33 protein-coding genes are annotated in these 22224 nt (G+C 40.4%); 1 reads left to right on the top strand and 32 read right to left on the bottom strand.

Features of this window, described 5'->3' with window-relative positions; translation table 11 throughout:
* Nucleotides 1-133: 133 nt before the first annotated feature.
* The 3 genes from UKS_RS05295 to ccdA2 form a co-directional block, all read right to left on the bottom strand.
* Complete coding sequence (locus UKS_RS05295) at nucleotides 134-1525, bottom strand: APC family permease (protein ID WP_156012074.1); 1392 nt, start codon at nucleotides 1523-1525, stop codon at nucleotides 134-136.
* 126 nt (nucleotides 1526-1651) lie between these two features.
* On the bottom strand, nucleotides 1652-2218 hold the full coding sequence (gene sdbB / locus UKS_RS05300) for a thiol-disulfide oxidoreductase-associated lipoprotein SdbB (protein ID WP_049495728.1): 567 nt from the start codon (nucleotides 2216-2218) through the stop codon (nucleotides 1652-1654).
* Between the two features lie 11 nt (nucleotides 2219-2229).
* The gene (ccdA2, locus tag UKS_RS05305; RefSeq protein WP_156012075.1) at nucleotides 2230-2937 is read right to left on the bottom strand and encodes a thiol-disulfide oxidoreductase-associated membrane protein CcdA2; all 708 of its coding nucleotides are present in this window, start codon (nucleotides 2935-2937) and stop codon (nucleotides 2230-2232) included.
* 556 nt (nucleotides 2938-3493) lie between these two features.
* Between ccdA2 and UKS_RS05310 the strand changes: the two genes are divergently transcribed.
* Nucleotides 3494-3688 carry a hypothetical protein gene (locus UKS_RS05310; RefSeq protein ID WP_156012076.1) on the top strand — a complete coding sequence of 65 codons (195 nt, stop codon included), beginning with the start codon at nucleotides 3494-3496 and terminating at the stop codon, nucleotides 3686-3688.
* Here UKS_RS05310 and UKS_RS05315 read toward each other — a convergent pair.
* From UKS_RS05315 to UKS_RS05450, 29 genes are all read right to left on the bottom strand, one after another.
* Nucleotides 3683-4192: a PBECR4 domain-containing protein gene (locus UKS_RS05315; protein WP_332066837.1), complete on the bottom strand. Its 510-nt coding sequence runs from the start codon at nucleotides 4190-4192 to the stop codon at nucleotides 3683-3685. The two genes, UKS_RS05310 and UKS_RS05315, sit on opposite strands and share 6 nt — an antisense overlap.
* Before the next feature lie 384 nt (nucleotides 4193-4576).
* On the bottom strand, nucleotides 4577-5527 hold the full coding sequence (locus UKS_RS05320) for an N-acetylmuramoyl-L-alanine amidase (RefSeq protein WP_156012078.1): 951 nt from the start codon (nucleotides 5525-5527) through the stop codon (nucleotides 4577-4579).
* A 2-nt stretch (nucleotides 5528-5529) separates the two neighbouring features.
* Nucleotides 5530-5760 (bottom strand): phage holin, encoded by a 231-nt coding sequence (locus UKS_RS05325; RefSeq protein ID WP_156012079.1) that lies wholly within the window; start codon nucleotides 5758-5760, stop codon nucleotides 5530-5532.
* 17 nt (nucleotides 5761-5777) lie between these two features.
* The gene (locus tag UKS_RS05330; protein ID WP_156012080.1) at nucleotides 5778-6500 is read right to left on the bottom strand and encodes a hypothetical protein; all 723 of its coding nucleotides are present in this window, start codon (nucleotides 6498-6500) and stop codon (nucleotides 5778-5780) included.
* Nucleotides 6501-6505: 5 nt separating this feature from the next.
* On the bottom strand, nucleotides 6506-6826 hold the full coding sequence (locus UKS_RS05335; RefSeq protein ID WP_156012081.1) for a hypothetical protein: 321 nt from the start codon (nucleotides 6824-6826) through the stop codon (nucleotides 6506-6508).
* A 3-nt stretch (nucleotides 6827-6829) separates the two neighbouring features.
* Entirely contained in the window at nucleotides 6830-7300 is a 471-nt protein-coding gene (locus tag UKS_RS05340) for a hypothetical protein (protein WP_156012082.1), read from the bottom strand.
* A complete protein-coding gene (locus UKS_RS05345) occupies nucleotides 7290-7751 on the bottom strand; it encodes a hypothetical protein (protein ID WP_156012083.1) in 462 nt (153 codons plus the stop codon). Before UKS_RS05345 ends, UKS_RS05340 begins: the two co-directional genes overlap by 11 nt.
* An 11-nt stretch (nucleotides 7752-7762) precedes the next feature.
* Nucleotides 7763-8482 (bottom strand): hypothetical protein, encoded by a 720-nt coding sequence (locus UKS_RS05350; protein WP_156012084.1) that lies wholly within the window; start codon nucleotides 8480-8482, stop codon nucleotides 7763-7765.
* A gap of 6 nt (nucleotides 8483-8488) precedes the next feature.
* On the bottom strand, nucleotides 8489-8875 hold the full coding sequence (locus UKS_RS05355; RefSeq protein ID WP_156012085.1) for a hypothetical protein: 387 nt from the start codon (nucleotides 8873-8875) through the stop codon (nucleotides 8489-8491).
* Nucleotides 8876-8883: 8 nt separating this feature from the next.
* A complete protein-coding gene (locus tag UKS_RS05360) occupies nucleotides 8884-9297 on the bottom strand; it encodes a phage upper tail fiber protein (RefSeq protein WP_232049738.1) in 414 nt (137 codons plus the stop codon).
* Between the two features lie 79 nt (nucleotides 9298-9376).
* The gene (locus UKS_RS05365; RefSeq protein WP_156012087.1) at nucleotides 9377-9826 is read right to left on the bottom strand and encodes a hypothetical protein; all 450 of its coding nucleotides are present in this window, start codon (nucleotides 9824-9826) and stop codon (nucleotides 9377-9379) included.
* The gene (locus UKS_RS05370) at nucleotides 9819-10094 is read right to left on the bottom strand and encodes a hypothetical protein (RefSeq protein ID WP_156012088.1); all 276 of its coding nucleotides are present in this window, start codon (nucleotides 10092-10094) and stop codon (nucleotides 9819-9821) included. Before UKS_RS05370 ends, UKS_RS05365 begins: the two co-directional genes overlap by 8 nt.
* Nucleotides 10087-10680: a putative phage tail protein gene (locus UKS_RS05375; protein WP_156012089.1), complete on the bottom strand. Its 594-nt coding sequence runs from the start codon at nucleotides 10678-10680 to the stop codon at nucleotides 10087-10089. Before UKS_RS05375 ends, UKS_RS05370 begins: the two co-directional genes overlap by 8 nt.
* Nucleotides 10680-11807, bottom strand: coding sequence for a baseplate J/gp47 family protein (locus tag UKS_RS05380; protein WP_156012090.1), 1128 nt, complete (start codon nucleotides 11805-11807; stop codon nucleotides 10680-10682). The genes UKS_RS05375 and UKS_RS05380 overlap by 1 nt, the downstream gene beginning before the upstream one ends.
* Complete coding sequence (locus UKS_RS05385) at nucleotides 11797-12189, bottom strand: DUF2634 domain-containing protein (protein WP_023948079.1); 393 nt, start codon at nucleotides 12187-12189, stop codon at nucleotides 11797-11799. The genes UKS_RS05380 and UKS_RS05385 overlap by 11 nt, the downstream gene beginning before the upstream one ends.
* Before the next feature lie 2 nt (nucleotides 12190-12191).
* A complete protein-coding gene (locus UKS_RS05390; RefSeq protein WP_015973671.1) occupies nucleotides 12192-12494 on the bottom strand; it encodes a DUF2577 domain-containing protein in 303 nt (100 codons plus the stop codon).
* Complete coding sequence (locus UKS_RS05395) at nucleotides 12494-13462, bottom strand: XkdQ/YqbQ family protein (RefSeq protein ID WP_156012092.1); 969 nt, start codon at nucleotides 13460-13462, stop codon at nucleotides 12494-12496. Before UKS_RS05395 ends, UKS_RS05390 begins: the two co-directional genes overlap by 1 nt.
* Nucleotides 13459-14151: a phage baseplate protein gene (locus UKS_RS05400; RefSeq protein ID WP_061759919.1), complete on the bottom strand. Its 693-nt coding sequence runs from the start codon at nucleotides 14149-14151 to the stop codon at nucleotides 13459-13461. Before UKS_RS05400 ends, UKS_RS05395 begins: the two co-directional genes overlap by 4 nt.
* Nucleotides 14152-14164: 13 nt before the next feature.
* Nucleotides 14165-16396, bottom strand: coding sequence for a tape measure protein (locus UKS_RS05405; protein WP_156012093.1), 2232 nt, complete (start codon nucleotides 16394-16396; stop codon nucleotides 14165-14167).
* Between the two features lie 194 nt (nucleotides 16397-16590).
* Nucleotides 16591-16995, bottom strand: a complete 405-nt coding sequence (locus UKS_RS05410) for a phage tail assembly chaperone (RefSeq protein WP_156012094.1) — start codon at nucleotides 16993-16995, stop codon at nucleotides 16591-16593.
* 15 nt (nucleotides 16996-17010) lie between these two features.
* Entirely contained in the window at nucleotides 17011-17475 is a 465-nt protein-coding gene (locus UKS_RS05415; protein WP_156012095.1) for a phage tail tube protein, read from the bottom strand.
* Between the two features lie 13 nt (nucleotides 17476-17488).
* Nucleotides 17489-18802 (bottom strand): phage tail sheath family protein, encoded by a 1314-nt coding sequence (locus UKS_RS05420; protein WP_156012096.1) that lies wholly within the window; start codon nucleotides 18800-18802, stop codon nucleotides 17489-17491.
* A complete protein-coding gene (locus UKS_RS09710; protein ID WP_023948067.1) occupies nucleotides 18802-18972 on the bottom strand; it encodes a hypothetical protein in 171 nt (56 codons plus the stop codon). The genes UKS_RS05420 and UKS_RS09710 overlap by 1 nt, the downstream gene beginning before the upstream one ends.
* Entirely contained in the window at nucleotides 18965-19381 is a 417-nt protein-coding gene (locus UKS_RS05425; RefSeq protein WP_156012097.1) for a phage tail terminator family protein, read from the bottom strand. The genes UKS_RS09710 and UKS_RS05425 overlap by 8 nt, the downstream gene beginning before the upstream one ends.
* Nucleotides 19371-19862: an HK97 gp10 family phage protein gene (locus tag UKS_RS05430; RefSeq protein ID WP_156012098.1), complete on the bottom strand. Its 492-nt coding sequence runs from the start codon at nucleotides 19860-19862 to the stop codon at nucleotides 19371-19373. Before UKS_RS05430 ends, UKS_RS05425 begins: the two co-directional genes overlap by 11 nt.
* Nucleotides 19859-20215 (bottom strand): hypothetical protein, encoded by a 357-nt coding sequence (locus UKS_RS05435; RefSeq protein ID WP_156012099.1) that lies wholly within the window; start codon nucleotides 20213-20215, stop codon nucleotides 19859-19861. The genes UKS_RS05430 and UKS_RS05435 overlap by 4 nt, the downstream gene beginning before the upstream one ends.
* Nucleotides 20212-20607, bottom strand: coding sequence for a hypothetical protein (locus UKS_RS05440; RefSeq protein WP_156012100.1), 396 nt, complete (start codon nucleotides 20605-20607; stop codon nucleotides 20212-20214). The genes UKS_RS05435 and UKS_RS05440 overlap by 4 nt, the downstream gene beginning before the upstream one ends.
* Before the next feature lie 15 nt (nucleotides 20608-20622).
* Entirely contained in the window at nucleotides 20623-21615 is a 993-nt protein-coding gene (locus UKS_RS05445) for a major capsid protein (protein WP_156012101.1), read from the bottom strand.
* Nucleotides 21615-22196 (bottom strand): phage scaffolding protein, encoded by a 582-nt coding sequence (locus tag UKS_RS05450; RefSeq protein WP_156012102.1) that lies wholly within the window; start codon nucleotides 22194-22196, stop codon nucleotides 21615-21617. Before UKS_RS05450 ends, UKS_RS05445 begins: the two co-directional genes overlap by 1 nt.
* Nucleotides 22197-22224: the final 28 nt, after the last annotated feature.

Consider the following 22224-nt stretch of genomic DNA (forward strand, 5'->3'; position numbering starts at 1 on the left):
AAAGAGCAAATTAGGAAGCTAGCCGTAGGTTGCTCAAAACACTGTTTTGAGGTTGTAGATAGAACTGACGAAGTCAGTCACATATATACGGCAAGGCGAAGCTGACGTGGTTTGTAGAGATTTTCGAAGAGTATTATTCTTCTATAGTGGAATGTTTATAACCATAAGTAAAGTAAATAAGACTTCCTATTAACAAAGCAACTAGGAAAGCTATCCAAGTTTCCATATTATACTGCAACATAAAGGATAGACAAATGATGATTGATAGAATTGGTAATAAGGGTACCAATGGTGTTTTAAATTCTCCAGCTTTGGGCATTCCTTTTTCTTTCCGTAAGCGAATCAGACCATAAGCAAGCATAATCAAGTAGGCCAAGGTACAAATATTTAAGAAGGCTGCGATACTAGCAAGAGGGAACATTCCTGCTGCTACTGCAGAAGCTAGACCTGTCAAGATAGTAGCATTTTTTGGTACCTTACTTGTTTTGGTCAGTTCTTTAAGGGCAGCAGGCATCAATCCGTCACGCGCTAAACTGTAAATCATACGCGATAGGGCATAGGTCATCGAGATACAAACCGTAATCAAGGTCAAGATAGCCACTAATGACACATAATTAGCTGCCCAACTGATCCCAACGCTGCGAAGAGCAAAGGCAACGGCATCATCGACATTTAGATGACTATAGTGAACCACACCAGTCAAGACAAGCGTCACCAAGGCATAAAGAATGGTTACTATAGAAAGCGATAAGACAATCCCTCTCGGAATATTTTTTTGAGGAGTTTTGACTTCATCTACAGCCATAGAGATGGATTCAAAGCCCAAAAAACCAAAGAACATCAAGGACGCACCAGCCATAATACCCGTACTGGCGCCATAGATTTGGCCAAAACCATAAGGAGCAAAATTACTCCAATTATCAAGCTTGATATGCCAAATTCCTACTAAAACAAAGAGAGCTAAAGCAGAAAATTTCAAAATAACTAAAATAGAGTTAAAGCGTAAGGCTGCCTTAGCATTAAGTAAAACAAGTGAGGTAACTAGAACCAAGACAAGAATAGGCAATAAATCAACAAATGTCCCTGCTTGAGGATTAAAAGTACCATTTAAAGCCTGAGGAAGGGCTATCTCGTATTGAGAGAGCAACCCTTTAAAATAAGCTGCCCAGCCCGAAGCCACACCAGATATGGCTGTCATGAATTCCATCATGGTTAACCAACCAGCCAACCAGGCTGGGAATTCTCCTAAAATAGCATAAAGATAACTGTAGGCACCACCTGTAGCAGGTACTCGTGAAGCAAATTCTGCAAAAAAGAGAGCTGATAATCCCACACACAAGGCAGAAATGACAATTGAAATCACTAGGGCTGGACCCGCTAGAGTTGCGGCTGCAGTACCTGTTATTGTAAAGACACCTGTCCCTACCATGGCTCCAATACCTAACAAAATCAAATCCCATAACTTCAAATGCCTATGCATCTCTGTTTTATCTAAGCTAACATTCTTTGTTCTAAATATATTCATTTTTAACTCCAAAATAAAATGATGATTCTATTTTACCATAAATATAGGGTTTTTGTGAATATTTATAAAATATTTTTCTAAAAAAATCTGACTACTTTTATTGTAATCAGATTTTCTTTATCAATTCTAGTTCATTTCTTTAAAGGCTGCTTCTGCATCCGCATTACTGATAACACCAATTTGTATCTTTCCAATCTTTCCTTGACTATCAATCAGGTATTCTGTAGGAATGCTTCGAATTTGATAAGCTTGGAATGTAGTTGCTTTTGTGTCATAAAGAACTGGGATATCCTTATAACCTTGATCTTGGAACCATTGTGGGAATTGCTCAGCAGTTTTTTCACCTTGAATTCCTGGTGCAATGACACTAAGAATTTCGAAATCACGATCTTCTTTTGCAGCTAATTCCATCAATTCAGGCATACTTTTTTTACATGGACCACACCATGAAGCCCAAAACTTCAAGTAGACTTTTTTACCCTTATAATCAGATAACTTAACTTCTTTACCATCCATAGATTGCAAGGTGAAATCTGGAGCCTCTTTCCCAACAGCAATTTGTTGTACAGTCGTTTGTTGCTGTTGGTTTGGGGATTGTTCTGGTGCTTGAGTCTTTTTAGTCTCTTCCTCACCACAGGCCATCAATACAACTACTGACAAAAGGCTTAATCCAGCAAACATTACTTTTTTCATCTTTTTCTCCTTTATTCAAAAATTCCAGCTAGAACATTTACTTGTCCTAATAGTAACAAAATTCCCATTAAAATAATGAGGAAACCACCAATTTTCTTCAGTAGCATCATATGACGCTTCATTTTGCCAAAATAAGGCATTACTACACCTGAAGCTAGAGCCAAAACTAAGAAAGGAATGGCCATTCCTAGAGTGTAAATCAAGGTATAGATAGCTCCTTGCCAAGCGCCATTGCCTCCAGAAGCCGCAAGTGCTAAAACAGAACTTAAAACTGGACCGATACAAGGCGTCCAACCAAAGCTAAAAGTAATACCGAGTAAAAAGGCTGACCAATAACGATTGGCTTCTGATTTCTTAAAAGTAAAGCTTTTTTGAACCTCTAATTTCTTAAAATGAAAAATTTCCATCTGGTGTAAACCTAAAATGATAATAATTGTTCCCATGGTATAGCGAAACCAATTGGCATAGAAGATATTACCAAAGTAACCAGCACCAAATCCTAAGATAAAGAAAATGAGAGAGATACCTGCAATAAAGCACAATGTTCGAATCAAGCCCGACCAAAGAACCTTTCTCCCAAATAAAGAAAAGCTTTTTGCACTTTCCTGATCATCCAATAAAATTCCAGTATAAACAGGTATCAGAGGAAATATACAAGGTGAAAAGAAGGACAAGATCCCTGCTAAAAAAACGGAGATTGAAAATACTATCGTTTCCAATAAAGAACCAACTTTCTTAATAATTCTAATCCTATTTTACTATAATCAATTTCATTTGTATGATTTCTGCTACGCAATTTAAATCAGACTGTATTTGAAAGGTTTTCCGGTGCTAGTTCATTCAGATTCTGGCCTCAAAACCAAAAGAAAAGCCTGTCACACAAGCTCAAATGCTTGATATGATAGGCTTTTTAAAGGCTAATTATTTAACAGCGTCTTTAAGTGCAAATGATTTTAGATAAGAATCTGTAAGTAAAAACTATTGTAAAATAAGGGTTTATACGTCATAAACTACATATATTTTTTACCGTAAAAATACAAAAGTTTACACCTTATGCCCCTTTTTTGCCCCTTGTTTTTATTTTTAACAAAATACCGTTTTTGACAATAATCAAAAAATAAAAAGGATCTATTATTGACAAAATGGCATTTTTGACAATAATACACCACGATTTTCTCTTTCTATTCTTCAAGAAACCGCTTTTTTGAACAATAGGATTGTGATTTGGGTTTTTAAAGTTAAAAAATAAGCATTTTTGCAAAATAGAAAACCGTGATGTTTGTCACGGTTCCTGCTCGTACCCAAATTTTATTTCGGCTTCACGTCACATTTTTAAATGGTATTCAAGCGAAAAAGAACGCTCCTAACCTTCTATCTATAAAGGTTTTTCAAGACTTTCAAGCGATTATCAAGCGTATTTCAGACAAACAAAAAAACCGCAAGCCTGAGCCTGCGAAAAGTTTTTTATAACCATTTAATTTCTTTCACATCTGTTTTACGAACTTTAGCATATTTCTTAGCGCTTGTAAAATGTAGAGTAACCGGTTTAAACACTCCACTTTTATCTTTTCGTAAACCTAAAATTGCGGATCTTTTATTTCTATCTTCAAAAAATATGACATCCAATTTCATGGTGTTTTTAGATAAATCCTTGGCTACAATACAACAACTTGTTATCTTAGAATAGAAGATAACACCGATAAAACTATACAAAGATATCCTTTCTATAACATCGTTATACATGGGATTATCTTTATATTCTTCCAAAACAAAAACACCAGCTTGAATAGCAGGTATTGTTTGACTAGCATAATCTCGTGTGATTTTGTGCAAGCCAAATAAGTGATGTAAATCAGTCAAGCAAAAATCTACTTTGAAAGTTTCTAAATGCTTATAATTCGTTGATACTTGACATGTTTTTCCATCGAACTTTTCTTGATAATCTATAACACAATCAAGTAATTTCAACGACAAACTCCATATTTTCTCAAAATAAAAAGCACGGGGCAGTTCTCACTACTGCCCAAAGTGGATGATTAGAGTCGGCTTCTCTAACTCCCTATGTTGTGCTTATTAGGCTTATCGCAAGGGAACAGTTTTTAGCTCTGCCAAGCCACATAGCGTGCTTACTACTATGTGTCCATGTCACCATGGATTGCCGAGCGGTTTAACGACATTTTGGAAGTCGGGATAACGAGAAAAGCGGTACTTTTACGTTTTTTCCATCTCAATTATGACATCTTTTTTTAAAAAAGTCAATGTTTATTACTCTTTTTAACAAAAAAATCCCCACAAGAACGAGTCCTGTGGGGTAGATAAACATTTTAGAAAAGTTTTCCTTTCATTTTATTTTTAAGATTATTTAACTGTAATCAAGCCTTCTGGCTCTACTGTGAACTCTGGCTTATCTGCCATAGTTCCGTCTGGTTTGATGTAGTACCAACCTTGACCTGCTCTGACGAATTCATTAGATACCATGTTTCCACCTTTACTATCAAAGTAGTACCATGTATCCTTGTACTTGACCCATCCTGTCTTCATGACACCTTCTACGTCGAAATAGTACCACTTCTCAGCGATTTTCTTCCAACCTGTCGCCATTTCTCCTGAGTTATCAAACCAGTACCAGTTGCCGTCTGAGTGCTTCTTCCAACGGTCTGCAAGCATGTAGCCTGAACCGTCGAAGTAATACCAGGTTCCGTTGATTTTCTCAAACTTGTCTTTTGGATAAGAGCCGTCTGAGTGTACATACCAATAGCCTGTATCGTTCTTCTGCCAGCCTGTTTCGGTGCCTAAGCCGTTCTCAATATCTCGCCTAAACTGTTCACGGCTAACACCCCATTTAGCAAGATAAGGATACGGGTCAACGTGGTCGCTACTGTTATCCGGTTGGTTATTGGTACAGTATTCATGAGTTTTGATACCTGCCAAATCGTCTGTATCAAGAGTTTTCGGTAAACCTGCTTCATCTGCTAGATTGCGTAACAATTCGATATAAAGGCGATAGTCTGTCATGAACTCTTCTTTAGTTGAATGGCTTTCTATCAATTCAACTGCTGCATAAGTCTCAGCATTCCAACCGCCCCCAACATCCCACATTCCCTTGTTTACAGGACCTACCTGCATAACACGGCCATTTCCAACGACATGAGAAAAGAACCCAAGTCCAGGGTCCTTTCTATAGTGGTAGTCCGCCTCATTTTGAGCAGTTGAATTGCGGTTGCCTGTTGAGTGGGCATGTACTTGACGGAAAGGCTCAAACCCAACAATCGGCAAGTCTGTACGTAGTCTGCTTGTATCGATTTCCATACTTACTCCTCACTTGGTTTCTTGTATTCTAGCGCTCGTGTGCTGTCTGTGATTCCGCTTGTCGTCGGGTCGTTCACGACACCCATTAAAACAAGAATATAGACAAATGTATTCACACCGTCCTGGATATTTTTCGGAATCTCCAATCCAAGTTGTTGAAGCATTAAGAAGAATGCTCCAATAAGAGCAACGAGTGTTACTTTGTTCTTAAAACGTAATTTCCAATTAATCATTTGTTTTTTCCTTTCTATTATGGCAACGTTGCCGGCCATGATTCTTCTGTGAAGTAGCTGATTGTGCTAACGCGGATATCATCGATATCCTTATCGACTGGAATATCTTCGTTAAATGTGAAATGCATATAATTTGAATCCGATCTACCGCCAAGATACCAAATACCGTAAGCTAATCCTACATCATTAAAGATATTTCCTATTAACGAATTTCTGCTTCGAAACCCCTCAGGAATGCCTTTAGGCATGATAATCCTAACACCTTTATTTTCATTTTGACCGATGAAACCATCACCATTTCGTCTAATAATCCCAAAGCGGTCTCTCTCTAAGCCACCGAACGCAAAACTAACTAAATTGTTAACACGTCTGATTCTTACAGTCGAAGCTTTACGACCAACGTTCAAAGTAGATACCGTAGCTAAATTCCTCCAACCTGTATCTCCCCAGAACACCTGCCAGCCGGTACTTCCATTACCTTGCTTTTTTATCCAAACAAGAGCACCGTTAGTGGCATTGACATCTACATAAGTTGTTCCTACTTCAGCAGTTATTCGCCCTTCTGGCGAGCCTATACCACTAATTTCATGACTTACGTTTTCAGGTAGTGGAAGCGTGACATTATTCCCCCCGACAATACCAAGGGTATTGCCTGTCAAGGTCAGCCTTGGTTCAGGCCTTTGGTTCAGCACCTTCACATCACGGCCAACCGCCTGAGCAAATTCCTCTAAATTGCTCATAGCCATCACGCTTTCGCAGCGTTATAGGTTGCGACCAAGTCAAGGTTTGCAAACTCGTCAATACGATTGCCGAGATCAGCAATCTTCTGAACCACTGCTCCACCAGTGTCACCACTCAGATTAGCGATATAATCAGCGATTTCTTTGAGGGTATCAAATTGTTCAGATACACCTTCGCCCAAAATATCGTTCTTGACCGCTGTCTTAGCTTGCTCAATTAGTTGGTTGACAGTGGTATTGTCAACCTTGCCATTGAGCAGTTGTTTCAGTTCTTTGATATCAACTCCGACTGCGTGAGCGAATGCTGTTAATTTTGTTGTGTCCATGTTTTACACCTTTCCTAGATTGTAATGAAAAAGCAGGTCTGGAAATTCCGGACATGCTCCACCTTCACTAAGTTGTTTTTTTACTTCTTTTTCAATGTCTAACTCCTTCAAAGTGTAGACATCTTCCGTAACCAGCTCTTTATCTGAGTCTTCAATTTCAATATAAGTATCTCTGTCGCTTGGGAAGATATACCCTCCAACCGAGATTTCCACTCGGTATTTTCCGCTTGGTAGAATACTATCTAAATTAAAATTGACAGAATGGCTAGTGACGAGAGCAGTTGTCTTCCACCTACGTTGTCCCTTCGTTAGAGTAACAACCGCATCTTGACCCTCAAACGAGGTCATGACTTGGTAATTTTCATCTAACAATTCAAATCCAAAAGTAGAAGACAAATCCCCTTGTTTAATAAGGTCGCCACCATCAATTCGAGCCAAATTGGTTGTGTTAACTCTACGTTTGTTACAACCCATTCTGCGCTCCTTTCTCATCTTCAATTAAGATGTCATCTCTAATCTGCAACGCTTCAAAATTGTTGTACAAGTGGTCTATGTAGCCATTACCACCCAAAGCCTTGTAGCTATTGTGCATGTTCTCGACTACGTAGAACTCATCCTTGGTTGTAAAACCACGACGGATTGCCCTGCGAATATCACGATCGAGGCGCATCCTCATCGTGACAAGGTGCGCATCGTCGTGAAGTTTTAGCTTTGCTTGTACTTCATCAATTTTGAGATTGTTCTCGTCAGCGGTAATCTGGACATCTTTGATTTGTTTCTTGACATCATTCAATTCAGAAATGATTTGGTCTGTCAGTTCCTTTGATTTCTTCGGCATTTTATAGCCTAACCAAGCCACGACGATTGGTGTCGCTACTGGTAGCACGTTCATGAAGAAATGTTCTGTTGATTGTAAGACGTCCATAAACACCTCTATTATTGGTTAGGTGTAGCTGCTGTAGCAGAAGGTTCTGGAACTGCAGGGGTTACGGTAGTTGTCGTAGAAACTGCAGCTGCTGGTGCAACAGTCGTTTCTTGAGGTTCGTACTTCCATGCTGCCCCTGTTCCGTCCATTTCAAGACGTCCGTTACGATCAAAGTCACTGACAGGTTCGCCGTTATAAGTAAATTCCTTGTTCAACTGAACCAAGATGCGCTTGCCTTCGCCGTCCACTTCAACGTGCGTAGGATCTTCAAGAGTAATCAAATCATGTGCCATGTAGCGTTTCCCAACTTCGGCAAGTGGAATGAGTTCAACCAATTCCTTGTAGTTGGTTCCATAGGCGATTGTCTTGCCTGCTACGGCATTTAAAACGACCGCATGGATAATCTTTCCATAACGGTCTGTTTCTGCTTGATTGTACTTAACAGCTTGGTCTGTAGCCGTCTGTTTAGCTTCTGTCTCAGCCAGTTTATACTCTGCTTGCTCCAATTTAGCTTGAGTTTCTTGCAATTTAGCTTGCGCTTGTACAATTGCACTTGTTGGGTCTAGCTCAGTACGTAGAATCTCTTTGACTGCTTCGATGAGCGTTTCATCCGTGTCACCTAAATGATCACCCTCTAACTCACGAGTGAAAAAAGTAAACGGCTTGTCACATTGAATAGAGACTTCCGTCTTGCCAACTCTAAAAAATTTATTTACTAATACGAATTCCATATTTAATTACCTCTTTTTTCTATAAAATGACGTGCCCCCTGATTTTGAGAGAAAACTACCCGCGTCTGATGCTGTTTTGAAGATTATTTTAAAATAACCATCTTTTTCACCAAAAGTACCAACTCGCTCACTTATTTGAATTGAATTTATTATATAAGTAGCACCACCTCTTTTGACAGCATAACTTGGTCTGAATCTTTCTAAATCTCCTGTACTGTAGATTCCGTTTGCATTGCTAAGATTAAATACTACGGAATTTCCTCCTTCTGAAACAAATGGATAGGAAGCACTCCCAATCAATATAAGTCTATTTTTCTCCCAAACCAGCCTACTACCCACGTATCTTTGGACAATTTCATGTCCTCCAACATAAATTCCTTCTCTTGTAGCCATAGCATCACCTACTCATACACATCATAGATTGTGTTGGGGTCTCTGGTTGAGAGTGCATCGTATTGATATTTAGACCCATACCAATACTTCATATGCTGATTCCCGTTTTGGTTAATCAGCTTATTAGCGACTACTTCGGACGGTGTACTTGGAATCCCAAGCGCTGACCTGTTTACTCGCAAAACACCCGAACTATCGACTGTAATCGTTGAGTTATCCGGTCGCACCACACCAGCCTGTCCACTAGTTGCAGTCTTTGCTTTCATCACACCATTTGAAACCTCGGTCGTTTGATTATCCGGCCTGACAATCCCGTTTGAGTTTGATGTAGCCACTGATATAGCCGATTGCGGTGTTGTAAATGTTCGTTTTAAAGTGGATACAGGTACTTTTTTCAATCCTGCCCCACTGTGAACTAGCACCACATCTCCGTCTGAGACGTTGGATAACGTGGGCAAATCAGTAGCTTTCCTAACTTGGTTGCTCATAATTACCATTCATCTATTCCTCCCTTTCTACTATTTGGTATTTCCAATCAGCTACGACTAGATTGTTGTTTTCGTCACCTAGCAATACATTAGCATTATCTTCGGCCTTGATTGGTATATAGAATGCATTCTGCAATACCATTTCTTCTAGTAATGACAATCGTTGTTCTTGCTCATTAACTTCTCTTTTAGTCGCTTCATGGTCTGTATAACTGGCTTGCCTTACGTTGTCTACATTCCCTAGTCCCACTTGTTGCTTAGTGACACCGTGTGGGTTGTTGCGGTTGTTGATGTGACCAGTTAGGTCAACTTTCTCAGCCTTACTTCTGGTGAACTCGTCAATCTTTTCAGGCAGACCGTCGATGTCTGCAACCTTGTGCCTGTGACTTGCGTCGGCTTTGTTTTCCCAACGTTGCGCATCTTCAGCGCCAATGATATCTCTTGACCGCCAAATTTTAACCATCTGTTAGCACCTCCAGTCTATATTTGAATCGTGTTGTTGTTTCAATCGGAACGTATACATCAATGACAGACTGAGGCACATCTGAACTGTCTAACAATTCAATCTTATTGATTTCTTTGATTGAGTCTGGTATCAAGAATTCAATCAAGACAAAACGTTGTTCTCGTTGTTTCTGTATCGTAACGATTTGATTATTGTTCAACCTTGCTTTGTTGATTTTAGCTAGTACGGTTTCTGTAACTGTATTTAGTAACGTTTCTTTAATCATTGAATAAAACCTCCTCTTGTGGCCCTTCATACTCAAAAGGTGTCACTCCTACAACCGCATAGCCTGCTCTAGCAAAATCTACTGAAGTCTTGAATAACCGTTCTTTCAGTTTGACACGCTCTGTTACTGTTGGGATATGCGTATACCCCATATTTGCTGGTTTGATTGCATTGACAAAAATAACCGACTCTCTGAAAAGTCCGCTCGTCTCTGCACCAGACTCAATCAGCAAGACCTGATTAGCGAAATCTACTGAAGCCTTGTACTTTCCTTTGCCAAAAAGGTCGTCCAATTTGCGAATTAAAAACCACCATGAAAATGGTGGTCTCATATTGATACGCAACAAAACACGCTCTCTTCTCCAGTCCAACGTATCGTCGGCGTGAGCAACAATACCGTAGACTTCTTCAAATTTTGTTAACGTAGGAACATCGCAGAGCATAATAAACTGATTCTTGATGAACTGCTCTAACGAGACAGTCCCGTCTTTAAACAGAGTGTTTTCCACCCGAACCAGTTCTTTCATATCCTTGACGCCCTCGTAGTAGTCTGGAACGTATTCAGATAAGTTTACTTCTTTTACCATTAAACCATCCTCACTGTTCCTTTATACGGCAATTGTTGTAATTGTCCTGTGAAAACAAGCGACAAATCAGCTTCACGGTTGTTCAGTTTCATCTTATCAACGTTTGCAATACCAGTAATGGTCAGCAACTTGGCCATTAACTGCGAGCGATAGATTTTCATGCTATAAGTGTTGACATCTGAGTATTGCGCCCAGTTCTTTCTCAAGTCTAAAAAATACTGGTCTAGAGCCTTGTCTACCAGTTCTTTTACTTGATTTAGCTGATATCCTGTCATCAACTCAAGTTTAAACTCAATATCAATCGGGAAGCGTGTCGCGGTCGTAACCGTCACACGATGATTGATAGGAGCTAGTCCAACTCCTTTTCCAGTATATTCTAGTGGATCCAGAACATTTTGCACCTTCTTGATTGTCTCGGTAGATGCCAAGTTTAAGTCGTTGTCTAAAACAACCACTTTAACCGTTCCTGAGCCATTCCAAACTGGATAAACCTGAACTGCGCCAACACCGTCAATTTCACGAACACGCTGAACGTACTCAATGAAGTTACCGCCAAACGGTTTCTCATTGACGTAAATCAAGAAACGCTTCCGCAATTCATCGTCAGTTTCTTCATCTTGCCCAGATGTAACGATTTCCCCTAAGACTGCAGTGGCGAGGTTCCTGTAGTTCTCTAAGGGTAAGATATTGCCGTAGTAGCGATTTCCGACAACACCAGTTGTCTCACACTCTACTTCGTACTTGCCGGCTACATTAGTTGCACGAACTACCTTGAAGATGAGTGCAGCATCGTCAATCGTCGCAAAACGAGAACCCAAAGCGATTTGCACACCTTCTTTTTTCTCGTTTTTAAACTCCGCAAAGCGTACCGCTTTTTTTGACGGATAACGATGTAGACCGAACTCTTCCACCTTGTAGTCTAGGTATTGGCCAATAGCAGTCTGTGGAAATGTATCTAGCAGTAGATTTTTCAACTGTAAATAAAAACCAGCTAACTCATAACAAGCAGGCGCCAATGCGTCATAGATGATAGAACCTTCCCGTGTATCAATATTTTCATTGACACGAGAAAGAGCGTCATTCATCAGATAATCAAATGTGTATTTTTCTAAGAAATCACCTATCATTAATCAGCGTCACCTCCTTTTCAACTTTAAATAAACCAGATATGGTATGGACTTCAAAGACACAAAGCAAGCTGTCCTTGGTTTGTTGCTCGATGAAGAAATTTTGGACACTTTTAATTCTTGTATCAACTAACAAGGCTTGAGAAATTGTTCTCTCAAGGTCGGCTTTTACAAAATCATAAGGCTTTCCAATCAATCGCTCCAATTCCACTCCGTAGTTCGAAGAGTAAATAACCCACTCAAACCGTTCTGTGAGCAGAATCTTTTCAACTGCTTGCCTCATGGCTTCTAAGCCGTCAATATATCCGTGTATTCTGCCATTTTTCACTTGATAAGTGTAGGATGGCAAAACAACTTCTTCAATGTTTCGTATATCTACCATCTTCACTCCATCCTTTGTAAAACGTAGTATAATTGCCCGTTCTGGGCTTTAATCATTAAGACTTTGTCTCCTGCTTCAAGATCACGAAAAACAATCCACCTCTTGTTGTCCCCTTCAGTATCTCCAGTACGTAGTTCTTTAACCATCGGACTTAGAACTAAAAAGGACTCAGGGATTTCAAGTTTATTATTAACCTTGATTGTTAAAGGAGAAACAGATGTGACAGAACCAAAAACAATATCTGTTCTGTCTGTCCCATCATCTACTCCTTGCGCCAAAAGGCGTGCTAACAACTCTCCTGCCATTATTCCAACGTCCTCAATTCTAAATCCATTGTATGCACCTTGTCCCACTTGTGGGTACATTTAGAGATGATGCCAAGACTGTTCTTCTTAATCCCTTCAGACTCTAAATCAGCAAAATCCAGCACAACACTGTGGCCTGCACTGATCCCAAGATGTCCTAAACAAGGAACTTTAAAAGTCTTTTTAGGATGATTCTTAGCTTTTAATAAGAGCTCAGCCTTTTGTTGAATCTGACTCTCATTCATCTTTTCATCCACTTTTTCGTGGTACTGCAACTTGCCCCAAAGAGCAACATTTTTAGAGTCTTTCACGACGTAAACTTCACGCTTCTTACTCTCTTTGTTGTCTTTAGTCAGCTTTACATAGTTGAAACTATCATCGATAGAGCCTTCATAGTCAAAGTCTGTAGCTACACTATCATCACCAATCACTAAGTCAGTAATCAGCGAATTCAAGGCTATATGCTCGACTGTACCAAAGTTATCTCTGATAATGTACCACATGCCACCATGAATCAACGTTAAGTCTAAAGCGTTTTGGATCATAGCAAAATAGGTTTTCTTATCTTCGATTTTCTCAGGACACGTCCAGTTTCCTTCATCAACAACCTTGTACTCAAGTTCTGATATTTCGCAAATCTTACTAAAGATTTCATGACTCTTAGAGGCCTCAAACACGATTGTGTCAGTGTTTTTCAGATATCTCATTCTGTCATAAGCAGTAACTGACCATTTCTTGGCTGATTTCCGTTTTTTCTTGAAAACCTTGCCGTAAAAGATGCCCTTATCATCTACCTTGAAGCGAATAACATCCCCAAAGTTACAAGCAACCTGCGAGTCTATGATCATATCAAACTCAAGTTTTCCCGGCTGAAAATCAATACTGGTTTCCCATTTGACGCCACCTACCAACTCCGTGATATCAAAGACTTTACCGTCATTCACATCTTGAATTAGAAATTCCATCATAGGACTTGCACCGAATCAGCAGTAACCCAACCACGCCAACCGCCATCAAGCATAGTAACGTGATAAGGATGCGACCCTTTCATATTGATATAATTGACAAGCCTAGTTGCGTTTGACTCAGTTTGACCTGGCCCTTCTCCGTAACTATCCCTATGCAGTTGCCCATTAACAAGCACCTTTGCACCGATAGTCACTTCTTTTTTAGTTGAGGGAGCTTGTTCTTTCTGAGGCTGACTAGCTTTCTTCTCCTCTGATACCTTCTTTTCGATTTTTACAAACCGAGCCTTGGCCATCTTGTACTCTTTGAAAGTGATGTCGTAGTAAACATCCTCATGAATACCAGCTTTTCTTTGTTGCTCAAAACTCTCAACTGTCGCAAGCATATTGATACCCACGCCAGATATAATCAAGCGACAAGGTTCTTTCCCATCCATGATTTTCTTTAAGAGTCGAACATAGGTTTCAGGCGTTCCTGATTTATTCAGGACATAAGAGCGGAAAGTGTCTCTAGGGAAGAATGAAGTGAAAGTAACCTCAGAGAGTTTGGGGAAACTCATCTGGGTTATTTCTCCTAGCGCAATACTCGTTGTTGACTCATTATTGGCGCTATTCTTCGTTTTTAGTTCTTCTGGATTGACAGGAAGTTGTGTGACCTGACCTTTGTACTCTACGAAAATACCAATCGCCATTTCTTTCTACCTCCTACGCAATTCCTAAGTCACTATCGACCAAACCGACAATCTTTTCTTCAATTCTGTCAACCAAATCGTCGATATCCTGTTCAGTAGCGCTATTTTTAGACTCATATTTAACACTAACTTGAGGTGTTAAAACTTGGTAATCAATGATGTACTTACGTTCTGCAACATCACGCATCATCTTGATATCTTCGTCTTTCAGCTTGACTTCATCTTCAATCTTACCGACGTTACCAATGTTTTTGCCTTTGCCTAGCTTGTCACCAAGACCTTTGCCACCTCCACCACCACCTTCCGGAGCACCTGCTCCAGCTGGTGTTTGGTTCATTTGGTCAAATTTAGAAGCAAGTTCGTCTTGAGCTTTCATCTTATCAGCGAAACCTTGCATAGCATCACCAATACCTTGGCCAAAAGCCTTAGTACCACTAAAAGCATTGCCAGCAGTTGAGAAAGGATTTTTCATACCATCCCACAAATCACCTGGAGTTATCATGTTAGCACGCATGCCATCAAAAGATTCATAATCATCAGGAGCCTCTCCCGGATTAAACATCTCTCCCATAGCACGAATACCATTGGCAAAACTACCGTCATTGGACATGTAACCCATTTCGCCAACATTGCCTAACCCTAAACCTAGTGTATTCAAAGCGTCAATGATCCAGTTGATAGCTTTAATAGCTATATTGGCGCCTGCTATAAAAGCATTACCGATAGATTGCGCCACATTGACTACCCCATCAACAAACGTAGCAAAATAATCTAATACAGTTCGAACAAGATTATAAAATAACTTTCTGATGGAATATACCGGGTGCTTAAAGACATTTCTCAAAAATTCTGCAACTGCTAAACCAATGTTGTAAATACCTATGAAGAGATTCACAATCGGTGCAATCATATACACGACAAGATTAATAACAAACATAATGATGTCATAAACTACCGTTCCGACAAAGACAAATGCAGCTACTATAATCGCTGCTACTTCGATAAATGAAACACCAAGAGCATCCAATATAGAGGCTATTGCCAAGATAATGCTAATCATTAAAACTAATGGCCAATTGGCAACCATCCAAGCTATTGCCATTGCTATAGCTACTGCAGTTACAACTGCTGCTAACATTTCTAGCGCAGTAATTACAAAGTTAATGTTCTCAGTCACCCAGTTCCAGCCTGCAACAAAGAGATTAAAGAGCCATAAAGCTATCTGGCCAATCGCAAACATAGCAGTTTCTAAACCTGCCATGAAGTTTTGTCCAGCGGTACTATTAATAAACTCTTGCCATGCTTGAATTAAAGGCTGAAATGCGTATGAAGCTACGTTACCAATCTGAGTCATCATATCAGCAAAGGTCATCGGCATTTTCGCAAATTCAGCGTTTGTTTCAACTGCTGAACCGAGCAAGGCATTCTTAAGAGTATCTCCTGTTAGTTGGCCATCTTTAGCCATTGCCCTCAATTGACCAACGCTAACGCCAAGGTGCCTAGCTAGTTTTTGGGCAACAAGTGGAGCGTTCTCCATCATAGAGTTAAACTCATCGCCACGAAGAACCCCTGAAGCAAGCGCCTGTGTGATTTGAAGCGTCCCTGCTTTTTGTTGTTCTAAACTTGCACCACCGATTTTATACAGCTTGTTCAACTGTTCAGCGAATGCAATAGCTTCATCATTGCTTTTAAAGGCTTCTCCAGCTTGCGAGCGTAGTTTAGCCACTGAGTCTGCCATGATACCGAAGCCAGTCCTTGAGCGTTGTGCTGCTGCCATGATACTATCTTGAAGTTCTTGGCCTGTCTTTGATCCATCTTCTATCGTCTTAAGCCTTGCCATGGTCTGAATATAATCATCGCCTGACTTAATCAGACCACTCATTAAATTAGCCATTTGCCTCAAGGCTTGAATAGCAACCATGAAATTCAAAGCACGAGAAATAGAAGTCATACGTCCAAGCATGGATGTAGCAACACCTAAGCCACCAACAAGTGGCCCAGTTGAAGGAAGTTTAGGAGCGATAGGTGTCGCCATTTTAGACGCTACAGGGCTAGCAGCTTTAGGTGCAGTAAAATTCTTAGGCATATCTGCTTTGACTTTAATCGTCGCAGTTTGCGTCATCTTCTTGACACGTCTGTCCAACTCTCCGAACTTAGCAATAGTCCTGTTGATTGTGCTATTAATTCGATTTAAAGGGCTTGAAAAATTATCTCTAAGCGCCAGTGTTTGCATTAATGTAGTCATCTTCTACCGTCTCCTCCTTCCTCTGCTTTTTCTTTCCATTTCTTTGTGTTCCTTTTCTTCTGCTTCTACTCGGATATCGATAAAGGCAAAAATTAAGGCTTTTTCACGCTTGGATAAGCTATCCAAAAAGGACGGAGTCCAGTTGAATTGATGCAAACAGTAGTAAGCATAACTCAACTCTGCATCCCCGTCCTCTAGTCGTTTTTTGCTTCTTCGACAAGATCATTGATATCTTCATCAAATCCGTTCAGCGACTGGATTTCTTGCATCAGGGTAGCATATTCCCCAATCTTCAACATAGCTTTCAAGGTTGCTGCTTCATCCCCAACAGTACGATAAGACTCTTGTAGTTGAGCGTCTTTCAAGTCTGGCGTAATAACGCAGGCAGACATCAAAGAGTCAATGTACTTATCGTTGTTGAACTCAGGAATAGCAACACCTTGACGATTTTTCTTCTTGATTGTCGCACGTTTCTTCAACGTATCGTTTAGACTTTCGTCAATACTTCGAATGACAAAAGGAGATTTGAAACGTTTAAGGTGTACTTCCTTCGTTTCTTCCTGCTGAACGTTTTCTAGTAAAAAGTCTGAAATTGCCATTTATTTATCCTCTTTCTAACCTAATTTAGGCGCACCGAATTTTTCTAAAATATCCACATCTTCAAAAGTAAAGTTAACTTCTTCTTCCAAGAAATCTTCCTCAACTTTTAGTTGACCCATCACAACTTCATCAAGGTTACATTCACGCAAGATGGTTGTTTGACGACCGATTGAACTTGTCGCATCGTCATTGGTCACTTGGATATCAAAGAATGTATCACGACCATTCTTCATGTAGTCCAACATCATTTCCTTGAATGTTGAAGTGACACCGTAGATGGTCATCTTACCTTCACCTTTGAAACCAGTCGCTTTTACCTGCGTACCACGTTTGTTAAGGGTGCGGACTTCTTCTTTGTTTTTCTTAACTGTCGCTTCAAGTTCCTTGATATAGAACATGAACTCATTTCTTCCGTCGATGTGAATAAAAGCGGTACCTTCCTGACCGCTGATTACGTCACGACCTTTTAAAAAAGCCATACTATCTCCTTTCCTACTCTACTGTAACTGTCATGTACAGTTTTTCCATGCTGTCCACTGGTTTCACTTTGACATTAACCACTACAGACTCTTTCAACTCACCACGTAGTACCTCAATGTCTTCCACTTTGAAGTCTTCAATAGCACCACGAGCTTCAAGGTCTTTGAAGTAGCGAATACGGTTCGCTTTGAACGCTTGACGTCCATCTTCGTTGTTGCTCACCTTTCCAAGGAAATACTCAGAGAAAGCATAACGAGTATCATTCACGATATCGTCCAAGGTGCGCAAGATACGGTTCTTACGGAAGTCTTGGTTCTTCTCAATCGTGAAGCTGACGTGTGAGTTGATATCTTGTTCAACTACCGCACGGCCACGACGAGCAGTAAAGACAAACTGCCCTTTAAAAAGCGCATCTTCTGTCTCTGTATGGCTCAAGCGACCTACAACATCAACAGAGTCTTCGTATTTCTCATAAGTTAATGATTTCTCAACGCCAGCATTTGCACTTGCTGCTGCAACCCATACAGTCGCTTTCGTCTTATCAATAACTGTCTTGTCAGACAAGATAACACCGTTTTTAACATTGATTACCGCTTCACTGTCAGCGTCAGAGTCCGCAACAACCAATTGAGCACCAAGTCCTTCGTCTTCACGCATACGTTTGATGAAGTTGATAGCCGCCTTCTTGATAGAAGCATCTTCTACTGGCAAAGCCATATAGTTAAACTCAACTGTTTCAAGCGCCTTGAAGTATTCTGAGTAGTCTTGAGTTGATACTGTTCCGTCAGTACCGCCAGTCAATTTAGCACCAGCCACTGCCTGCAGTTCGCCTGTTCCTGAAAACTCAACTAGATCATTGTTTTTCAAATCAGCCAAGACTTTTACAGTTTGCGAGTCCATAACAACAGTATCAAGGAATGTGACAACATCAAATGAACTTGGGTCGTCTACGTTTGTTTTGACCGTTACTGTAATGTCATTCCCACGGACACCGCTATATTTAGCTTGAGCCGTTACGTTGTCTGAAAGGCTTACGTTTGCCTTTTCTCCCGTATTCAGACGATAAAGCAAGACTTCACTCACACGTTTGAATGCCTCGTTCAGCAACAAAAGCTGTGGGCTTTCTTGCTCATAACCTAGCTTCTTAAATAGGTCTTCACCACGTCGAATTTTCATCAATTTCTTTGATTGACCGAAACTGAGTGCCAATGGTACTGTTACGACTCCGTCACCGCCAAGGCGAGTCATTGCGATGTCTTTTGATTTGACGTTGATGTAAGCACCTGGTCTTACTTTATTTTGGCGTTTCCAAATTCCACCTGCCATTAGTTAATCTTCCTTCCTAGTTCGTATTCTAGTTTTGCTCGAGCTTCTTCCAAACTATAAGACTCTTCTGGATCTAAAATAGCTCCCAAGATGTCTTTTTCTCCGTTGGTAAAAGCGCTACTTTCCAAAATGTCCGCAGTAGGGAACACAATTCCGTCTACATTATCCATCTTTTACCTCTTCTTTCACTTTCAATTCACGTTGTTTGATATCTTCCTCTTCTAACTTCAAGCGTGTGCTTGCGTTAAAAATACAATGCAGAACGTTGTCAACCACTTGATACTGACGGTCAAATAAATGAATCGTCGGCAAGTGTAAGAGTTTATAACTCAATTCTTCCTGCATTGCTAAACACTCGCTACGCTTTTTCTTAGGAGGAAAATAAGACAAATCCACTTTAGAACGTACTTTCACATACTTATTGACCTCTGTAGTGTACTTAGTATCAACCACATGGATAAAAAAACAAGGCTCTTTAAAACCTTGCTCTACTTCATCCAGATAAATCCTGATGTCAGGATATAAACCCTTGATATGACTAACCAACTCCTCAACCAACCGAAAGCCTTTATTTGCCATTTCCTAATACTACCTTTCTCATAAAGCCATCATACTTATCACGGACACGCTTCTCCATATCGCTTTTAGTATCTTCAACCGTTTTATGAAGGAAAAATTGCCCTGGAACAAAGCCGCCATTGACTGTCTTATGTCCGTACTCAACGTGTGGGCCATAGTAGACCTTGTTATAAACTTTCTGCTTATAAGTCCGTCCAGATACTTTAATATGGCTTTTAGACCAGCCTTTTTGCAAGGTTCCGCCTTGTTTTCCATGAGCACTTGCCCAAAATTTGACATGTTTGCCATCTTTGGTAGTGAACTCAACCCAATGATCCGTATAAACACCGACAGGCGTTCTCTCCTTCACATTAGATTTTAGTTCTGTACCTTCGTAATTCAAGGTTTGTCTCATAAATCGGTCTACTTTCGCATGATTCGCATTCCTGTTGAAGTTGTCAGCAAACTTAGCGAAACTACGATAATCAAAACTGCCACTCATGACTTGCCCTCTAGCTTTATAGCAATTTCTTGATGTGACCAATACTGATCAATAGGCACATTAGACCGTGTAAACACTTTAACGTGCCCATTTCTATCAGTCACCTCAATCTTGCAACCTGCAGGGATATCATAGACAACAGAGCAAAAGAGTTTCATATCATAGCCGTTAGCTTGATAGTCGCTCCCGTTCGTTGAACTATTGCTCATTTGTGAAATCCTACAGGGAATGTCCTCTAATAGCACGCTTTCTGACATACTGGTCAAACCGTCTATCTCTTGCTCTGTATAACCTTTAACCGTCATTTTACAGTCATACAAGCAATCAAAGACTGTCTTAGCATATTCGGTCATAGTAACTTCCTAAAACGATTCAACTGACGCTTGTAGCGCTCAAGTGATGACGGCACTTGTTTCATTCGTTGAATCATTTCGTAAGGACTAACCTTTCCGATTGTCGTATCACCCATTTTGATACTCTTGACCGAAAAGTCGTCTGCGTCAGCTTTTTTAGCAAGAACGCTTTGCTCCTTGACCTTGTCCAGTAAGTCGTTGGTCATGTCTATCCATACGTTCTCTAAACGTCCAGGCACACTGTCTTGGTGAATATAATTCAAAATCTCGTTTTCTGCTTGGGTCAAAGCGTAGTGGAGAACTTCCATGTCATTGAAATAATTATCCTGACGCATTTTACGAACGCATGAGATCAAGTACATTGTGTTGTCTTGTTTCAATTCTTGAATCATATTCTGTCACCCAATCTATTTGCCAATTTTGTGTTTCAAAGCGATAATACCGATGTTCTTAGGCTCGTAAACACGTTGCCAGTTCTTGAATTTAGCCAAGTCAGCGTTTGATGGAGTGATGTTTCCAGCTTCCACTTCTGCGCCAGTCCATTTCACGCCGTACGGGTGCATCACAAGGGCACGACGAGTGTAAATCATGTCGTTACCTTTAGCAGCTTCACGAGAAGTCTCAAATGTAGTCAATCCTGATGGATTTCCTGTATTAAGACCGATTGAACCTGTGCGGAAAAGATATGAAGTATAGATATCTCCTGTTGGTGCAATACCATCATCGATAATGACACGGTAACCAAGGTAGGTTGGAATGTTGATGGTCGCAGTTGTTGGCTGGATGTATTGAATCAAGTTGTCTTTTTGTAGTTTAGTGTAAACCGCTGAGTGCATAGCAATCGCAGTAACTTGATCAGCAGAATCCCCAAGCAATTGTTTAGCGTCCAGTACCATAGCTGCATCGATACCAGTAGATGCTTTGGATTGGTCTGATACGTGAGTTTCTTCAAGAGCACCTTTCTCACCACCTGTTCCAGAAGCAAAGATACCATTCAAGGTAGCAATCAAGGCTTTTTGGTCTTCACGCAACCAATAAGCGCCAATACGATTCAAGATAGCACGGACTGGGTCAGAACCAGCTACAATACCAGTCAATTCGTTTGCAGCCCAACCACGTCCACGATAAAGAACGCAGGCAATGTCTGCTCCAGCAGTAATTTTACCAGTTTCTAGGGCTTTGTCGCCATTTCCGAGAACTTCAGAATCGCCAGTAAGGTCGTTCCAGAAAGGCATGTTGACCAACAGACCACCAGATGTAATATTTTCAGAGACACGTTCGTCTGATACTGCGATACCACTTTGAACGAAAGCAGATTTAGCAGCTGTGTACTGTTGCATGTAGGCATTGTACTGTTGAGGTGTAATTGTGTCTATAATTTTTGTAAGTTCATTAGCCATTAGTTATTTTCTCCTTGTTGTTGTAAAAATTGAGTTAGATTGAAGTCAGGATTGCTCATAGCAGTTTCCCAATTCCCTAAATTAGCACCTTGCCCATCGCCTTGATTTGGCGTGTATTGGGCTTGTTTCTCCCCGTTAAAGAGATATGGACTCTTAGCACGCTGAGCCTCGATTTGCTCAGTCAAGCCAATCAATTTGCCATCTTTTACAGAGATTTCGTCTTTGTTTAAGATTTTTCCAAAAATTTCTGCGTCTCGAACGCCAGCTTTTGTCAATTCAGCATCGATTAAGCGAGATTTGTTCTCATCTGCTAGTTTCGTCTCAAGCGCTTCTGTATCTTGTTTGTACTTAGCCTGTAAGTCCTCTAGCTTTTGCTGAATATCTTCAACATCTGCGCCTTTTTTCTTTAGATCATTCAAATCTTTGTCACGTTGTGTCAGCTGTCCACGCACGCTCTCCAATTCGCTTTCTTTACTTGCCACATCATCCTTAAATTTTTGGACAGAAGCACCATACAAAGCGAAGACTTGAGAAATTTGGTCTTCAGTTAAGCCGATGTTTGCCAGTTGTTCTTTTTTCATTTTGAAAATCCTTTCCTCTACGCTAGGC

It is taken from the genome of Streptococcus sp. 116-D4, assembly GCF_009731465.1.
In the GTDB taxonomy this organism is placed as follows: domain Bacteria; phylum Bacillota; class Bacilli; order Lactobacillales; family Streptococcaceae; genus Streptococcus; species Streptococcus pseudopneumoniae_E.

Bases quoted from the DNA above. Each gene is read 5' to 3' on its own strand.
- UKS_RS05295 (WP_156012074.1), bottom strand. From the start codon at position 1,525: ATGAATATATTTAGAACAAAGAATGTTAGCTTAGATAAAACAGAGATG.
- sdbB (WP_049495728.1), bottom strand. From the start codon at position 2,218: ATGAAAAAAGTAATGTTTGCTGGATTAAGCCTTTTGTCAGTAGTTGTA.
- UKS_RS05310 (WP_156012076.1), top strand. From the start codon at position 3,494: ATGTTTGTCACGGTTCCTGCTCGTACCCAAATTTTATTTCGGCTTCAC.
- UKS_RS05320 (WP_156012078.1), bottom strand. From the start codon at position 5,527: ATGGAAATCGATACAAGCAGACTACGTACAGACTTGCCGATTGTTGGG.
- UKS_RS05325 (WP_156012079.1), bottom strand. From the start codon at position 5,760: ATGATTAATTGGAAATTACGTTTTAAGAACAAAGTAACACTCGTTGCT.
- UKS_RS05330 (WP_156012080.1), bottom strand. From the start codon at position 6,500: ATGAGCAATTTAGAGGAATTTGCTCAGGCGGTTGGCCGTGATGTGAAG.
- UKS_RS05335 (WP_156012081.1), bottom strand. From the start codon at position 6,826: ATGGACACAACAAAATTAACAGCATTCGCTCACGCAGTCGGAGTTGAT.
- UKS_RS05340 (WP_156012082.1), bottom strand. From the start codon at position 7,300: ATGGGTTGTAACAAACGTAGAGTTAACACAACCAATTTGGCTCGAATT.
- UKS_RS05345 (WP_156012083.1), bottom strand. From the start codon at position 7,751: ATGGACGTCTTACAATCAACAGAACATTTCTTCATGAACGTGCTACCA.
- UKS_RS05350 (WP_156012084.1), bottom strand. From the start codon at position 8,482: ATGGAATTCGTATTAGTAAATAAATTTTTTAGAGTTGGCAAGACGGAA.
- UKS_RS05355 (WP_156012085.1), bottom strand. From the start codon at position 8,875: ATGGCTACAAGAGAAGGAATTTATGTTGGAGGACATGAAATTGTCCAA.
- UKS_RS05365 (WP_156012087.1), bottom strand. From the start codon at position 9,826: ATGGTTAAAATTTGGCGGTCAAGAGATATCATTGGCGCTGAAGATGCG.
- UKS_RS05370 (WP_156012088.1), bottom strand. From the start codon at position 10,094: ATGATTAAAGAAACGTTACTAAATACAGTTACAGAAACCGTACTAGCT.
- UKS_RS05375 (WP_156012089.1), bottom strand. From the start codon at position 10,680: ATGGTAAAAGAAGTAAACTTATCTGAATACGTTCCAGACTACTACGAG.
- UKS_RS05380 (WP_156012090.1), bottom strand. From the start codon at position 11,807: ATGATAGGTGATTTCTTAGAAAAATACACATTTGATTATCTGATGAAT.
- UKS_RS05385 (WP_023948079.1), bottom strand. From the start codon at position 12,189: ATGGTAGATATACGAAACATTGAAGAAGTTGTTTTGCCATCCTACACT.
- UKS_RS05390 (WP_015973671.1), bottom strand. From the start codon at position 12,494: ATGGCAGGAGAGTTGTTAGCACGCCTTTTGGCGCAAGGAGTAGATGAT.
- UKS_RS05395 (WP_156012092.1), bottom strand. From the start codon at position 13,462: ATGATGGAATTTCTAATTCAAGATGTGAATGACGGTAAAGTCTTTGAT.
- UKS_RS05400 (WP_061759919.1), bottom strand. From the start codon at position 14,151: ATGGCGATTGGTATTTTCGTAGAGTACAAAGGTCAGGTCACACAACTT.
- UKS_RS05405 (WP_156012093.1), bottom strand. From the start codon at position 16,396: ATGACTACATTAATGCAAACACTGGCGCTTAGAGATAATTTTTCAAGC.
- UKS_RS05410 (WP_156012094.1), bottom strand. From the start codon at position 16,995: ATGGCAATTTCAGACTTTTTACTAGAAAACGTTCAGCAGGAAGAAACG.
- UKS_RS05415 (WP_156012095.1), bottom strand. From the start codon at position 17,475: ATGGCTTTTTTAAAAGGTCGTGACGTAATCAGCGGTCAGGAAGGTACC.
- UKS_RS05420 (WP_156012096.1), bottom strand. From the start codon at position 18,802: ATGGCAGGTGGAATTTGGAAACGCCAAAATAAAGTAAGACCAGGTGCT.
- UKS_RS09710 (WP_023948067.1), bottom strand. From the start codon at position 18,972: ATGGATAATGTAGACGGAATTGTGTTCCCTACTGCGGACATTTTGGAA.
- UKS_RS05425 (WP_156012097.1), bottom strand. From the start codon at position 19,381: ATGGCAAATAAAGGCTTTCGGTTGGTTGAGGAGTTGGTTAGTCATATC.
- UKS_RS05430 (WP_156012098.1), bottom strand. From the start codon at position 19,862: ATGAGTGGCAGTTTTGATTATCGTAGTTTCGCTAAGTTTGCTGACAAC.
- UKS_RS05435 (WP_156012099.1), bottom strand. From the start codon at position 20,215: ATGACCGAATATGCTAAGACAGTCTTTGATTGCTTGTATGACTGTAAA.
- UKS_RS05440 (WP_156012100.1), bottom strand. From the start codon at position 20,607: ATGATTCAAGAATTGAAACAAGACAACACAATGTACTTGATCTCATGC.
- UKS_RS05445 (WP_156012101.1), bottom strand. From the start codon at position 21,615: ATGGCTAATGAACTTACAAAAATTATAGACACAATTACACCTCAACAG.
- UKS_RS05450 (WP_156012102.1), bottom strand. From the start codon at position 22,196: ATGAAAAAAGAACAACTGGCAAACATCGGCTTAACTGAAGACCAAATT.